The organism is Paraburkholderia sp. SARCC-3016 (assembly GCF_031119615.1).
Taxonomy (GTDB): Bacteria; Pseudomonadota; Gammaproteobacteria; order Burkholderiales; family Burkholderiaceae; genus Paraburkholderia.
The window spans coordinates 14841-29963 of sequence record NZ_JAVHZD010000007.1 but is presented as its reverse complement, the minus strand read 5'-3'; the positions used below and the strand labels follow the sequence as shown (position 1 = coordinate 29963).

Sequence of the window (15123 nt, the reverse complement as noted above, 5' to 3'; positions counted from 1 at the left end):
GATGAACTCGATAGCGTTGGATATCGCCCCGGCTCAGGTAGTCGATCAGGTAGTCGATCAGGCGGTCGAAGCCGGTTATGCGCTGTTCCCGGCGACCGCCTGCCAGATCCGCTTCTGGCATGAGCAGAAGGCTTCGCCGAAGGCCACCGCGCTGAACATCGCGCTGCGCCTGCAATTGTCGGGGCCGCTCGACGCCGCCAGCATCGAACATGTGCTCGGCGAACTCGTCGCCCGCCACGAGATCCTGCGCACGGGCTTTCTGATGACGGGCGCGGGTTTGCGTCAGCAGGTCTGGAGCCGCGCCGCTTTCCGGCTCGAGGTGGTCGATCTGACCGGTCTCGACGACAAGGCTGCCGTCGCCGAGGCCGAACGTGTCGGCGGGCAGCAGGCACGCACGCCGTTCGACCTGTCGTCGTCGTCGTTTTTCCGGGCCGTGTGGCTGCCGAGGTCGGGCACGCAGGGCGAACTGCAACTGACCTTCCATTCGCTCGTGATGGACGGCTGGTCTTTCGCGATCGTCACGCGCGAACTCGTCGAAGGACTGGCCGCGTTGCATGCGGGCCACGATCCCGATTACCCCGACGTCGAACTTCACCACGGCGACTACGCGCTGTGGAAGCAGGAGTTTCTCGGCAGCGGCGCACTCGATCGCGCGCGCGCTCACTGGCGCGAGGAGCTTCGGGGCTTTACGCGCTTCGATGTGCCAGGCGATCGTCCGCGCGCGCACGAACGGCGCTTCCAGGGCGCGATCCGCTCGATCCTGTTGCCCAACGCGTTGAGCGAGCGCCTGATTGCGGCCGCCAAGGCCCAGGGCGTGACGCTCTTCAGCGTGGCCGTCGCGGGCCTCGCCATGGCGCTGCAAGCGGCGGCCGGCCAGAGCAAAGCCGCCAACGTGGCGATCGGCACGCAGATGTCGTTGCGCGATCAGCAGGAACTCGAGGGCGTGGTCGGTCCGCTCATCAACACGGTGATCCTGCGCCTCGACATTCGCGAAGGCAGCACGATCGCCTCCGTCATCGCGCAATGCGGCGCCAAGCTCAGCGACGCGATCGAGCATCTGCACGTGCCGTTCGAAGAGATGATGGACATGGCGGGCGAGGTGGCCGACGTCAACCGGCCGCCATTGTGTTCGGTCAATTTCGCCCTGCAGCAAAGCTTCGTCGGCGTGGGCGACGAGGTGCGCCGCGACGGATTCGCCGCAACGACTTCGCCGTCTTTCAACGCGGGCGCGCTCTACGATCTGAACTTCTTCATGGTGCGGCGCCCGGACGGCTGGCGCATCTCGTGTGAAGGCGATACGGACCTCTACGACATCGGCACGATCGACCGGCATCTGGCGACGTGGCGCGACATGCTGGAAACCGTCGAGATCGTAGCCGCACAGCCGCAGGCGCCGACGCCCGGCAAAACAGCCGCGACGTTCGCGGGCGGCGTCGGCCCGAGCGGTTTTCTGAGTCAGGCCCAGCTCGAGGCGAAGGCGCGCAATATCGTGAAGTTCAACGAGCATGCGCCGGGCACGCCGATCATCGCGCTCAACAACACGGCCGTGTTCTACGAACTGGCGCGGCAAATCGGCGACGAGCGGCCTGTTATCGATATCCCGATGGTGCCGGAGGGGCCGCCGCGTGAATTCCCGCCGCGCGCCTACGAAGATATCGCCGCGGACGCCGTGCGGCTCATCAGGCTGGCGCGGCCGACGGGCCCGTATATCCTGATGGGCCACTGCGTGCTCGGCGCACTGGCGATCGAAGCGGCGCATCAGCTGCGACGCGATGGCGAAACCGTCGAACTCGTTATCCTCAACGATTCGTGGTGCCCCGGATATCGCGAAACGATGCCGTGGTACGACCGTCTGCTGCGCAAGCTGCGCGTGCGCGCCTACGATATTCCGCGCGACTTCCGCGCGGCCCGGCGGCGCGAGACCTCGATGGTGGTTTTCCTCAAGCAGTTCCGCACGGTTCGCTGGTTCCATCTGATCGAGCTCGGTCTCAAGCTCGGTCTGTTCAAAAACGATGGGCCGAACAACGAGCTTGCCGAGAACCTCTGGTATATCGGCCATCTGCGCATGCAACAGGTGCGGTACCGGGCGGCGCCGTATGACGGCGACGTGCAGATTTTCCGCAGCGGTCAGGCGCTCAAGGGGCGCCTGTTCGCCCACGACCTCGGATGGCATCAGGTGGTGACGGGCAAGCTCGTCGTCACCGAGATTCCGGGCATGCATGACCAGATGTTTCGCGCCAACGGCGCGGCGATCATTGGCAAGCAACTGCGTGAGCGCCTCGCCGCCATCGAAGGAAAGAGCGTGGCGGCCGGCTCCGGCGAAGAGAACGCTGCCGCAGCGGTCATGAGCCGTGCCGAGGCTTAGATCGGAGATGGACTGGATAAGGTGGCTCGATGATGTCCCGTTTGCGTATCGTGTTGCTGGCCGGGCTTTGCGGTCTTCTGACGGCAGCCGGCCTGATGTTCGCCGGCGCGGCCATGCCTGACTGGCTTGGCCGCCCGTTCGCCGCAACTGACGCCGTCGCTGCCGGGCCGGCACCGCCATCGGCGCGGATCCGGTTTGCCGTGCTCGGCGATTCCGACAGCCAGTCGTATCACGACACGCAGATGCTCGGCAATCCGAGCCTGCGCGGCGGCGCGTGGCGCGCCACCACCTGGCAGTGGACCGAGGTCCTCGCCCGGCTGCGCGGCGACCAGATCGATCTCGGCGAATGGGGCGCATGGGGAACCGGCAAGTATCGCGCGCGCTTCGACAGGGTTTTCGGCGTAGTCGCACGCACGCCCGCGAAAGACGACTATCGCTACGATTTCGCCGCAAGCGGCGCGTGGTGCAATCAATTGCTCGGATCCCCGCAGCATCAGGCCGTCAATCTCGTCGATTTGATGGACCGCGAACCGCAGGCGTGGAAAGGCGGCATCGTGCTGATCCGCATCGGTATCAACGATGTCGGCGGGCATGGCGTGCTCGACGAGCTGTCGCACGATCCGAGCGCATCGCATCCGATGTCGTTGATCAATGGGTGTATCGATGCAATCGGCGAGACAGTCGCGTTGATCCACAAGCGGCACCCGCAGACCCGTGTCGTACTGGTCGGCGTGCTCAGCAATGCGGACTGGGCGGTCGAGTTCGACCACTGGCAATCGGCGCAGGCAATCGCCAATATCGATGCCGGCATGGATGTGTTCGACAACGGCTTGCGCAAAATTGCCGCGACCCATCGCGATGTCTACTTCCTCGACGATCGCGCGTGGTTCAGAAGCGTGTGGGGATCGCGCGACGAGCAAGGCCGTCCGCTTTACAAGACCGTGCGTCTGCAGCCCGGTTGGGCGATCACCAATTCATCGGGCGACGATCCGCACAACGCCGTGCTCTCCGATGGCCATGCGGGCGTCGTGTGGAACACGCTGTGGGCGCAACATCTCGTCGCTTCGTTGAATGCCGCGTTCGGTTTGCATCTGAGACCGATCACGGATGCCGAGGTTGTCGGTTTTCTCGAACCGAGCTTTGCTGCGAAGCATCAGTGATTGCCGAAGTGCAACGGGCTTCCGAGGAACGAGGTCTGCGCGAGCGTCAGCGGTTCGGCAACACTACGTGTCGCGTCCTTCGGTTCGCGGACGCTCCCGGCGAAGCGTTTCGCCATCACCACCGGCGGACCATCGCTATCCCGTCATAGCGTTCCGGCGCTTGTCGAGCGGGTCTCTTTGCAAGGCTCAGCCAATCCGCTCGACGAGATGCCGCCAGCTCTCGAGGATCGGTTCACGCGCGAAATTGGCGAGATGCGTGCGAGCCTGAGCCATCCGGCGTGACCGCTCGTCGTCAGGCAGGCAGGCCAGCGACCTCATGCCGGCCGCGATCGATTCCGTATCGAGCGGATCGGCATCGATCATTGCTTCGCCGCCGATTTCCGTCAGGATGCTCGACCTCGAGACGAGGCACGGCAAGTCATACTCGATCGCCTCGATAACCGGCATGCCGAATCCTTCCAGCAGACTCATCAGCACAAAGCCCGATGCATTGCGGTAGAGCCAGCGAAGCTGAGCGTCACTCGTATATCCGGGCATGATCACACCTTGGGTCTGCTTTGCGAGTTCGATCGCGGCCTCGGCACCGGGCTCGCACTGCCCGACGATGACGTACTGCCAGCCCTCTTGTGCAAGCCCGCTTGCCGCGAACGCCTCGATGCAACGAGCCTGATTCTTCCGGTCGCCGACACTTCCCACGGTCAGCAGAAAACGGGAAGCAACGCCATCCACGGCACGCGCCTCTCCTTCCTTCACGCCCAGGCGAGTCGGGTTATAGATCACGCTCGACGATGCGTAGTCTTCACCGTACAGCCGGTGAAACTCCTGCTGGGTCGTCTTGCTGACAAACACCATGTGCGGCTTGATGCGTCGAATCTGATCGTAGGCAAGCACATAGAATTCGTGCACGCCCGGCGCGAAATATTGCGGATGCGTGATCGGACCGACGTCATGGCACAGCACGATATCGCGCGCCTCAAGGCGATGACGCACGACGCTGAGCGGATCGAGATGCAGCGTCGGGCGAGGATCGCGGATGACGGGCAGCAAAGACGATAGCCGCGGTCTGAATACGCGCGCCACGGTTTCCTTGAGCGTCAGACGGCCCGCCACGCGGCGCATGAGATCGCTATGCGGAAACTCGTGAAATCGTCCATAGCGGACCCGCGTCACCCTGCTGCCGAGCGTCGAAATAATATCTTTCCCCAGAAACAGCTTGCCGGTCCGATCGTTAAGCGCCAGCGAGAAATCGACATCGATAGACATGGTTCGCCCTCAGTCTCTTTGTTCAGGGAATCAGCGGGAATCAGCGGGACACGGCGCTCACGGCGTCGAACAGATGGCGCGCCGCCTGCTTCCAGGTGAAGTTGCCGGCCCGTTCGCGTCCGGCCGAGATCAGCGATTGGCGCACCGCTTCGTCATTGAGCGCCGCCAGAATATTCAGGCTCCAGGCCTGCGGACTGAACGGGTCCGCATAAAGCGCCGCCTTACCGCATACTTCCGGAAGCGCGCCATACGGCGCGGCGACCACCGGGCAACCGAGCGCCATCGCCTCGAGCGGCGGCAAACCGAACCCTTCGGTTAGCGAAGGAAACGCGAGCGCGCCGGCGTTGCGCATCAGCCCGACGAGTTCAGGATCGGTAATGCGGCCCGCGAACCGGACGTTCGGCGGCACGACGTGCCCGAGATTTTCGAAATCGGTACGCGTCGCGCCGCCGAACAGCACCAGCTCGACATCGCTCATTTCCGCATCGGCGAAGGCCTTGAGCAGCACGCCGATATTCTTGTGCTTCTGCGTATTCGCAAGCGCGAGCACATAACGACGCGGTTCGAGATTCAAGACCGCGAGCTGCCGCTCGTCGGGCCGGATCTGCAAGACATGGTCGCAACCGTTGTGCACGACCACGATCTTGTCGGCGCTCGCAATGCCGTAACGCACAAGTTCGCTCTTCGAGAATTCCGAAACGGTCAGAATGACCTTGTGCCGCTTGCCGATAAAAAAGAACAGGAACTTGTACCGCAGCCGGAACGGCAACGAATACGATTCGGGCGCGGAATACACCTGCGCGTCGTGAATCATCGTCGCGCAGTCGCGATGTAACAACGGCCCGAGATTGCAGAGGTTGAGAATGAAATCTTTTCTGCGGGCCATCGGCAGATACAGCTGCTCCCACGCGGTCCTGTGAATCTTTCGAACCCACGGATCCTCGCGGACACACGAAATGTTGCGATAAGGCGGCACCTTGGCGCTGTCTCTGACCACAACGGCATAGTCGACGCCATCGGCGGCTTGCCCCGCGATCAGCGCATCGGTCGCCGCGACAAGCTGCTCGGCAACCCTGAGCACACCGGTCGGCGCTGAACCGAAAAACTTGCCATTGAACGCTATCGTTTTCGATGCGATCGATTTCATCATCGTCCCGTCCGCCCAAGCGTCAATCTTCTTCGCAGTTATTTGCGGAATCCGACCAGATTGCCACTTAAACTACCCCCAACCCTCAATGCAACGCTCCGGCGCCCGACGCGCCGTACAGCATGCGCGCCATGCGCGGGCGATGCGATTTTCTATGCAGCGATCGTAACGACGCGGCGCACGCGCCACTGCTGCCTACCGCACGCAAGCATCGACATTGAATGCGGCGTGCGCCGACGAACAAACTGCGTAGCGCGCCTCGGCCAGAATGCCAGGACGGCATACCGGACCATTCCATGAGCACTAAACCGAGTCTCAAACGCAGCGCCACCATCAACCTCGTCGGCAGCATCCTGCCGATATTGGTCACGCTCGCAACCACACCCATCTATCTGCACCATATCGGCACCGCGCGTTACGGCGTGCTCGCGATCGTCTGGATGGTGCAGGGTTATTTCGGCTTTTTCGACCTGGGGTTGTCTCAGGCGACGTCCAACCGCATCGCGCAACTCGACGACGCGCCGCATAGCGAGCGTCAGGCCGTCGTGTGGACCGCGCTGATCCTGAACGCCGGCCTGGGTATTGCCGGCGGCGTCGTGCTGTTTGCGCTCATGCACGCGCTGCTCGCATTCTTCGACATCGGCGAGTCGCTCTCCGCCGAACTGCTGCCCGCGCTGCCCTACGTTGCCTGTCTCGTGGCGCTCTCGAATCTGATCAGCGTGTTCAACGGCGCGCTCGTCGGACGCGAGCGCTTCGGCGCGCTCAACGCAGTACAGCTCGCGGTCGCGATTCTGTATCAGCTCGCGCCGCTCGGCATGGCGTTCGTGTTCGGGCCCCACCTGCGCTATCTGGTGTTCGGTACGCTCGGCGCCGGCATCGTAGCGCTGGTGCTGACGGCAATCGTGGTCTGGCGGGTATTTCCGCTGTCGCTTGCGAACGGCCCGCGCCGCGATCTGGTCCGCCCGCTCTTTTCGTACGGCGCATGGATCAGTCTGACTCGCCTCGCCACGCCCGTACTGGAAACGGCCGACCGCCTTCTGATCGGCCACGCGCTCGGGCCGCAGGCGGTCACCTACTACCAGGTTCCGTTCAATCTCGCGCAGCGCGTGCGGCTCTTTCCGTTTGTCATTATCCGCACGCTATTTCCGCGTCTGTCGTCACTCGATGCCGCAAGCGCCGCAACACTCTCCTTCGGTGCAATACGCGGCCTCGCCGCCGTCCTTACGCCGATGATCGTGTTCGGCATCTTTTTCATGCACCCGTTTCTCTCGCTGTGGCTGGGCCGGGAATTCGCGTCGCGCGCCACATCGGTCGGAGAGGCGATTCTGCTCGGCATATGGATCAATTCGCTCACGATGATCGTCGCCTGTCATCTGCAGGCAACCGGGAAGCCCGGCATCGTCGCGCGTCTGCAGACCTACGAAATACTGCCGTTCCTCGCATTGCTGTGGTGGATGATGCAGCACTTCGGCGTGCTCGGCGCGGCGCTCGCCTGGAGCGTGCGCAGCCTCGTCGACGGGCTGCTGCTGTTTTACGCCGCGCGCCTCGATGCGCGGCCGATACGCATGCTGATCCCGCCTGCGCTGATCGTCGCGGCAGCCTATGTCGGGACACTCGTGTTCGCTCCGCTCACGTGGCCGAGCATCGCGGTGTGGCTCGGCATGACGGGCATCGCGCTCGTATGGAGTGCGCACACCGAACCGCGGGCCCGGGTGCGCGTGATCGAACTGTGCGCGTCGATGCGCAACTACACGCGGCGTTCGGCACAAAGCCAATAGGATCGCCAAGCATTGCCGCTCGCACTCGCGCACTCTCCTGGGCAAGGCGGCAATGCGCTGCATACAACCATCCGCCTTCGCGTCGGCGCGCGTCTATCACGCATACGTCGCCGGCGCCTCGACAATCGGCGGTTAGCGACTGGTGGGCCACGCCTCGACCGCAATGTCCCGCATGAGCCATCCGCCGACGTATCGCGATCCATCGGAAGTCAAATGATCGCGGTCCGTGTAGATGAACTCGTCACCCTGACGCGCGTAGCAATTCTGCTTGCCGCACAGAAGCGGAACCGGGTTGAACACCTTCACATCGGGAAATCTGGCCAGCGCCGCGAGAATTTTCTTTTGCGTGCCTGACAGCCGTTGCTCCACTTTCGCACGCGGGACCGCGCAAGGCGAGCGCACCGAAATCTGCACGGGGCGACGCACACAGGTGCTCGGATCGAAGTCGAGTTCCGGCGTGTCGAGAACGAAAATCACGCGCTTGCCTGCCGCGCGAAGCCGGGTCAACGTGCGTTCGAGACCGGCGAGATAAACCTCCATATTGCTCTCGTCGCTGCGCCGGGCCATGTCGCGCGCGGTCTCGACATCGCGTGCGGCCACGAGGCGGATATAGTCGCCCCCGGCGTAGTCGAAATCGCCCGCGATCGACGAAATCGCATAGCTCGACAGTATCACCGTATCGATATCGCGCGACTTCACCACGTAATCGAGCACGCCGTCGAACAGTGCCGCGCAATGTTTGACGTACGTGCCAAGATAAATATCGACGCCGGAAAACGGTGGACAGTTGCCGGCGCCGACCGCAAAGAGTCCCGTTCCGCGCGCCGCCAAACCCCGTCGCAGCCCTTCGTAAAAGTGATTGGCATGACTGTCGCCGAGCAGCGCCACTTCGGGCCGCCCGTCGGGCGTGGGCATCATGCAGAATTCGGCGCCCGGAAAGGCTTTCTTGCAGGCGTCGGTGTAGACCCAATGCTCCTGATGTTCGTTGAAGCTCGCGTCGGGAAAGCGGTTCGGCAGGCCGTTGTCGCGCGAGATCGCGTAGCTGGACACACCGATGCCGGCCATCATCGCAAACAGAACACTCGCCATGCGCACGGGGTGGCTCCGTGCGATACGGCTGAAGCGCACAGGCGCTTCGATGCACTTGAATGTGAGCACGGACAGCACGAGGGCGACGCCGATGGCGGCAAGACGCATCGTCGCCGTCGGCGCGCCGCCGCTCGATAGACGAAGAAAGACGAGTATCGGCCAATGCCAAAGATAGAGCGGGTAGCTGATCAGGCCGACGTAAGTCATCGGTCTCAATGCAAGTACGCGGCGGTTGAGCCACGCTGTCGGGCCAGCGGCAATCACGAGCGTGGCACCGCCGGCGGGCAGCGCCGCGCGCCAGCCCGGAAACACGTTAGCCGGATCGTACAGCGCGAGGCTCAGCACGATCAGCGCGACACCCGCGAACGAGGCGAGCTCACGCAGCGGCACGCGCCGCGTCCAGGCGAGGACCGTCGTACCTGCACGCACGCTGCGATATGCGCCCGCGTGAAACTCCGCCCACGCCAGCGCGGAGCCGAATAACAGCTCCCAGCAGCGCGTCACCGGCAGATAGAACGCAGCGACGGCGTGCGTACCGCTCAAAACAATGCTGCTTGCGAAAGACAGCACGATTACCGCGGCGATCGCGAACGTCGCCACGCGCCGGCTCGTATATCGCCACAGTACAAAGAGCGCGACCGGCCAGACGATGTAGTACTGCTCCTCCACGCCAAGCGACCACAGATGCAGCAGCGCGCTCGCGCCCGCACCTTGCGAAAAGTAATCGCGCGTCGTGTAGAAATACAGGTTCGCGACAAACGCAACGCTCGCGAGCGCATCGGATGCAAGCTGCTCGAGTTCGCCCGATGCCATCATCACGATGCCCGCCGCGAGACAGGCCGCCATCACCGTGATAAGTGCCGGATAGATGCGCTTGATACGTCTCGCGTAGAAACCCACGATGCTGAACCGCTGCTGATCGAGCGTCTCGATGATGTGCTGCGATATCAGGTAGCCCGAGATCGCGAAGAAGATATCGACGCCGGCGAATCCGCCCGCGAGCGCCGCCGGGAATGCATGAAAAACGACCACCGCGATCACCGCAACCGCACGTAATCCGTCTATGTCAGGCCGATAGCCCTGCACGGGCTTGCGTAAAGTTGCGCTCACCGGAGTATCCCCTTCACACGTATATATTGGCCGTGGATTTGAAACGACGGCTCCTGCGCTCGATCGAGGATGCGCCAGACGATCCTCAGTTCGATTCGCCCGATCATGGTATCGGCTCGGCAAACACGCACTGCGGCCTATCCCACGCAGTATGCATAACACGCGCATGCGTACGCTTGCGTATGCGCTTCCATGTGCGCTAGGTAGCAGTGCCGCGTCGGCCGCGGCAATACCATGCCTCCTGTATGAAGGCTGCATGGCTCGCGAAGAGCCAAGACGCTCAGCCGAGGACTAGATAGCGGTATCGGGGCAAGGCATGGAGGCCGGGGATGGAAGCAGTGGAAACAAGCGTCAAAAGCGGCGTATCTGTTCGCAAGCAACCTAAAGTCTGTCTGATCTTCGCGACGCGCAACCGCGCCGAGCTGCTGGGGAAAGCCATTTCGTTCGTCGACATACAGACGGTGAAACCCGATCTGATCATCGTCTCGTGCGTCACGGACGAGGACGTCGGCGGCCTTGCAAGCCGACCTGGACTGCTGGTGGTCAAGGGCCGGCCCGGTCTGACCGCGCAGCGTAACAATGGCTTGAATCATGTGCCGGCCGGCTTCGACGTTCTGATCTTTCTCGACGACGACTTCCTCATGCATCGCACGTGGGTCGCCGCGGTCCTCGACGCCTTCGATAGCGATCCATCCATTGCCTGCGTGACAGGAATGACGCTCGCCGACGGCATCAACGGGCCCGGCTATTCCTTCGAGGAAGGGAGAAAAATCCTCGCCGAAACGAACCACGTTCCGCAAACGATGATCGCGGCGGCAACCGGCGGTCCCTACGGCTGCAACATGGCTTTCCGCGCCCGCAGCATCGCGGGCCTGCGTTTCGACGAGCGGCTCGTGCTCTACGGCTGGCAGGAAGATCGCGATTTCGGCGGCCAGATCTGGAACCGCGGCGATCGGGTCGTGCGCATCAATACGGCGCTCGGCGTGCATCTCGGCACCAAGGGCGGACGGATGTCAGGGCGCAGACTCGGATATTCGCAAGTCATCAATCCGCTCTATCTGGCCAAAAAGAAGACGATGCCGTTGCGCGACGCGCTCGATCACGTTCTACGCAACGTATTCAGCAATATCACACGCAGCATTTCGCCCGAGTCCTGGGTCGACCGTCGGGGCCGGCTGAACGGCAATCTGATTGGCGTCTGGGATTTTCTACGCGGAAGACTGACGCCTGAACGAGCCGAGAAGCTCTGACGAAGGCTGTTTCCTGGGGGCCCTGTGTCAGGGGGCCCCGTTGCAAGGGCCTGTTTCAAGGAACTGCTTCAAGGCCTTGCTTCAAGACCCTGTCCCTCAGTCTTGTTCCAGCCCCTCGCGACGGCCCCGGCGACCGCGCCTTGACGACGTCTCGACGCGCGCCTTGGCGCGCGCGCCGAGAGCGCTCCGGCGGCGGCCGCGAACAGATAGAAGCACGAACCGAGTTCGAAAACCGAACCCGAAATCGATACGACGATCAACGCCGCCATCACAGCATGCCGCGCCGCATAGCACACGGCGCGCTCCGTGAATGGATAATCGGCCGACACCGGCGAAAGCAACGATTTGCCGACGAACATCGCATAGCAGAACGTCCCCACGACTCCGAGGCTCCCAAGCAAGACCACCAGAAAGCTCGACGCGCGAATACTGCCGAGTCCGACGCCTATCCCGTAGGTATCGAAGAAGTTGGTCATTCCCTGCGCATTCCATCCCATCCGTTCGACGCCGGACGAGCTGCCGGCTTTGCTCATGACCGTGATGTCGACAAAGTCGCTGAGTGCCTTCACGACCCCCGGCAGGAACAGGACGACGTACAGCACGCCGAGCACGCCCATGCACGTGGCCATGATCCACATGCGATGCTTGCGCGCGGCGGCCGCTCGCGTGACGAGGCTGGGTCTGCTGAACAGCAGGATGACCAGATACCCGGCCAAGCCGACATAGGCGCTTCCGGAAGTCGAGATCAGCAACAGCCCGGCCGTCGCGAAAGCAAGCGCGCCGGCCAGTTTCGGGCGCCACCCGAGTATCCAGAGATTGAGACAGAACACGAACAGCGGCAGCGAGAAAGTCGAGAACGCGGAGGTTTCGCTGAAGGTGCCGCTGATGCGCACGAGTCCGCCGAGTTCCTCGCCGGTCAGGTCGGCGAACTGTGCGGTCTTGGTAAACGCGAGCGCATCGACGCCGACTGCGTGCGAAGCAAAGTCGACCACGCCGGAGAGCACGTTAAGCGCGGTGAGCACGAGCAGCGCGTTCGCGAGGGTCCGGTATGCGCCGCGATATTTCAGGAACGCAGCCATGCAGCAATACACGATGACGTCGCCGATGCAATACACGACCTGCGAGACATTGCCCGATACGGGAGCGAGCGGTTGCAGCATGATCTCGTCGACGCTGCGATCGACGGGAAACACGAGCGTCGAACCGTGCAGCAGACGCGGCAGCACGATGGCGCCCATACATGCCCAGACGCTGGTGCAGAACAGCCAGAAACCCGGCGTGTCCAGCGAGAACGCATCGGCGAGCTTCTTTCCGCCGACGAGGTTGAACGCCCTTAGCGCGAAGAAGGCAAGAAACAGTTGCGGCGGCAGGATACCCATGCCGCCCAGGCCCAACGCAAGCGCACACCCGAACAGCGAGTACACGGCCATTCCATAGATCGCGGCGCGATACGACATGTATAGCACCGCCAGCCCCGTGAGGATCACCGCGATCCCGAATATCGACAGTTCCACTTGCTACGCCCCCTTCCGGTCAGCTGCTCTGATGTGCCGTCTCACGCGGAACGCCGGTAAAGCACCGCCGGCGGCGTATCGTCGGCCAACCCGTTGTCCTGCGCTATCGCGCGTTCCACGGCAGCGAAGAACTCATGTTTAAAACGTTCCGCCGAGAAGCGCATCGCATTGCGGCGGCAGACCTCCGCGCGCAACGGCGGGCGCGCTTCGAAACGCCCCACCGCATCGACGATCGACGCCACCGTCTGTGCACCGAAGAAAAGCCCGGTGCCGCGCTCGGGATCGGCCGAATCGACGACGATCTCGCGCACGCCTCCGCGGCCGAACGCGATCACCGGCGCGCCGCACGCCTGCGCTTCGACCACCGAGATGCCGAAGTCTTCCTCCGCGGCAAAGACGAACGCGCGCGCGCGTTGCATGTAGTCCACCAGCACCGCGTCGGGCTGATAGCCGAGCAGCGTCACGTTAGGCGTCGCGCATGCCTTGGCGCGGGCGAAATCGGGGCCTTCGCCGATCACGACGAGACGCCGCGACGGCATCGCCGCAAACGCCTCGACGATCAGCGGAATGCGCTTGTAGGGCACCATGCGCGACGCAATCAGGTAGAAGTCTTCATGCTGCGTGCCGAGTTCGAAGCGCTCGACATCGACCGGCGGATAGATCACGGCGGCGTCGCTGCCATACGCCTTCCTGATGCGCCTTGCGACAAAGGCCGAATTGGCGAGCAGCGCGTCCACGCCATGTGCGGTTCGCTGGTCCCAGATACGCATGTAGTGCAGCAGCGCGCGTACGATCCAGCTCTTGATGCCGCGCTGCATGCCGGCTTCGGCCAGATACTGATGCTGCAGATCCCACGCGTAACGGATCGGCGAATGCACATAGCTCACATGCACCTGATGCGGTCCGGTCAGCACGCCCTTTGCCACCGCATGGCTCGACGAAATCACGAGATCGTAGGAGGACAGATCGAACTGTTCGATCGCGAGCGGCATCAGCGGAAGGTAGTGGCGAAATGCCCGGCGCGCCCACGGCAGATGTTGAATGAACGACGTATGCGCATGCTTTCCGCCGAGCGCGGCGCGCTGCGACTCCGGAAAAAAATCGACGATGCTGTAGAGGTCGGCTTGCGGAAACAGTTGCAGAATCTGCTCCACCACCTTTTCCGAACCCGCATACGCTGCGAGCCAGTCATGCACGACGGCGACCCGGCCAAAACGACTGGCGTCGTTCGCCACAGCGGCGGCAAGCGTCACATTAGCCACGGCGAGATCTCCTCGATCAGCTTGACTGCCGTGGCGCGCCACGTCAGTTCCGCGGTGCGCGCGCGGCCCCGCTCGCGCAGGCTCGCACGCAACGTGTCGTCGCCGGTAATCTGCTCGAGCAGGCGCGCGAGCTCGGCGGGATCGTCGGGCGAGGTATAGAGCACGGCGTCGCCGCACGCTTCCTGCACAGCCGGCAACCGCGATGCGATAACGGGACAGCCGAGCGCCAGCGCCTCGACGGGCGGCAATCCGAAACCCTCGTAGCGCGACGGATAGACGAAACAGGCCGCACGCCGGTACAGCGCCGCCAGTTCGCCGTCGCTCACATAGCCGACGTGCTTCACGAATGCGGGTAACGCCTGCTGGCCCGTTCCGTATACGCGCGCATCGCCGCCGCCGACCACGACGATGTCGAACTGCGCATCGCGAATCAGGCGCGCGGCTTCGGCCACCAGACGAAAATTCTTGTGCCGGTTGAGGCTTCCGACCGCCAGCACGAATGGACGTCCGTGCAGCGTCTGCGCCACCGTGCCTTCATCCTGTTGCACACGCAACATATGCTCGCCGCTCTCGGGCACGACGCCGATCTTGCCGGCCGGAATCCGGTAAGCGTCGCTCAACTCGCGCCGCGAGAATTCCGAAACGGTGATCACGCGCTGCGAAACACGGCCGATGCGCGGCGCCATCAGGCGATACCACGCGACGAACGAGCGGCTGTAGCTGTCGGGCACGCGCGCCGGTGCTGCATCGTGCAGCACCGTCACCTGACGGCGGTACATCAGCGGACCGGAATTGCAGAGATTGAGCAGTAACTGGCCGCTTGCCGCCTGCGGCAACGCGAGCTGTTCCCAGCGCAAACCGCCGCCTTTGCCGCTCGCCCGCAGCCTGATGTGCCGGAACGGGTTGGACACGCAGGCCAGTGCCTGAGGCACGACGATCTCAGTCCTGAGACCGGCCACAAGCGGATCGCACAGTTCGACCAGCTGATCGAGCGCGCGCAAGGTTTCGAAGGCGAAGCGATCGACACCCGTGGCGCGGCGTCCAAGAAAGCGGCCGTTGATCAGCAGATTGGGAGCATGTTTCATCGACGAGGGTCCGGGATATCGCTCATGGCGGGACGTCGTCCGCGCGCGATATCACCGCAACCGCGCGAACGGAACCGACCTGCCAGGCAATTTAGTTCAC

General features: G+C 63.3%; 10 protein-coding genes. 4 read left to right on the top strand and 6 right to left on the bottom strand.

The genetic code is table 11. From position 1 onward, the window contains the following. Position 1 precedes the first annotated feature (1 nt). On the top strand, positions 2 to 2365 hold the full coding sequence (locus QYH69_RS08910) for a condensation domain-containing protein (protein WP_308831523.1): 2364 nt from the start codon (positions 2 to 4) through the stop codon (positions 2363 to 2365). Positions 2366 to 2394: 29 nt separating this feature from the next. Then, on the top strand, positions 2395 to 3525 hold the full coding sequence (locus tag QYH69_RS08905; protein WP_308831522.1) for an SGNH/GDSL hydrolase family protein: 1131 nt from the start codon (positions 2395 to 2397) through the stop codon (positions 3523 to 3525). A gap of 186 nt (positions 3526 to 3711) precedes the next feature. Here the strand turns inward: QYH69_RS08905 and QYH69_RS08900 are convergent, their stop codons facing one another. Further along, a complete protein-coding gene (locus tag QYH69_RS08900) occupies positions 3712 to 4788 on the bottom strand; it encodes a glycosyltransferase (RefSeq protein ID WP_308831521.1) in 1077 nt (358 codons plus the stop codon). A 40-nt stretch (positions 4789 to 4828) separates the two neighbouring features. Next, a complete protein-coding gene (locus QYH69_RS08895; protein ID WP_308831520.1) occupies positions 4829 to 5938 on the bottom strand; it encodes a glycosyltransferase family 1 protein in 1110 nt (369 codons plus the stop codon). A gap of 293 nt (positions 5939 to 6231) precedes the next feature. Between QYH69_RS08895 and QYH69_RS08890 the strand changes: the two genes are divergently transcribed. Further along, positions 6232 to 7713 (top strand): flippase, encoded by a 1482-nt coding sequence (locus tag QYH69_RS08890; protein WP_308831519.1) that lies wholly within the window; start codon positions 6232 to 6234, stop codon positions 7711 to 7713. 132 nt (positions 7714 to 7845) lie between these two features. On the opposite strand, the gene QYH69_RS08885 is transcribed toward QYH69_RS08890, so the two are convergent. Further along, a complete protein-coding gene (locus QYH69_RS08885) occupies positions 7846 to 9912 on the bottom strand; it encodes an acyltransferase family protein (RefSeq protein WP_308831518.1) in 2067 nt (688 codons plus the stop codon). Positions 9913 to 10241: 329 nt separating this feature from the next. On the opposite strand from QYH69_RS08885, the gene QYH69_RS08880 reads away from it, so the two are divergent. Next, on the top strand, positions 10242 to 11162 hold the full coding sequence (locus QYH69_RS08880; RefSeq protein WP_308831517.1) for a glycosyltransferase: 921 nt from the start codon (positions 10242 to 10244) through the stop codon (positions 11160 to 11162). 68 nt (positions 11163 to 11230) lie between these two features. Here the strand turns inward: QYH69_RS08880 and QYH69_RS08875 are convergent, their stop codons facing one another. From QYH69_RS08875 to QYH69_RS08865, 3 genes are read right to left on the bottom strand one after another with little or no spacing between them, the layout of a single operon-like run. Then, a complete protein-coding gene (locus QYH69_RS08875) occupies positions 11231 to 12676 on the bottom strand; it encodes a hypothetical protein (protein WP_308831516.1) in 1446 nt (481 codons plus the stop codon). A gap of 41 nt (positions 12677 to 12717) precedes the next feature. After that, on the bottom strand, positions 12718 to 13938 hold the full coding sequence (locus QYH69_RS08870) for a glycosyltransferase family 4 protein (RefSeq protein ID WP_308831515.1): 1221 nt from the start codon (positions 13936 to 13938) through the stop codon (positions 12718 to 12720). Next, positions 13926 to 15023 carry a glycosyltransferase family 1 protein gene (locus tag QYH69_RS08865; protein WP_308831514.1) on the bottom strand — a complete coding sequence of 366 codons (1098 nt, stop codon included), beginning with the start codon at positions 15021 to 15023 and terminating at the stop codon, positions 13926 to 13928. Before QYH69_RS08865 ends, QYH69_RS08870 begins: the two co-directional genes overlap by 13 nt. Positions 15024 to 15123: the final 100 nt, after the last annotated feature.

What these genes read in the sequence shown, in the direction of transcription:
- QYH69_RS08910 (WP_308831523.1), top strand. Translation starts at nt 2, where the DNA reads ATGAACTCGATAGCGTTGGATATCGCCCCGGCTCAGGTAGTCGATCAG.
- QYH69_RS08905 (WP_308831522.1), top strand. Translation starts at nt 2,395, where the DNA reads ATGATGTCCCGTTTGCGTATCGTGTTGCTGGCCGGGCTTTGCGGTCTT.
- QYH69_RS08900 (WP_308831521.1), bottom strand. Translation starts at nt 4,788, where the DNA reads ATGTCTATCGATGTCGATTTCTCGCTGGCGCTTAACGATCGGACCGGC.
- QYH69_RS08895 (WP_308831520.1), bottom strand. Translation starts at nt 5,938, where the DNA reads ATGATGAAATCGATCGCATCGAAAACGATAGCGTTCAATGGCAAGTTT.
- QYH69_RS08890 (WP_308831519.1), top strand. Translation starts at nt 6,232, where the DNA reads ATGAGCACTAAACCGAGTCTCAAACGCAGCGCCACCATCAACCTCGTC.
- QYH69_RS08880 (WP_308831517.1), top strand. Translation starts at nt 10,242, where the DNA reads ATGGAAGCAGTGGAAACAAGCGTCAAAAGCGGCGTATCTGTTCGCAAG.
- QYH69_RS08865 (WP_308831514.1), bottom strand. Translation starts at nt 15,023, where the DNA reads ATGAAACATGCTCCCAATCTGCTGATCAACGGCCGCTTTCTTGGACGC.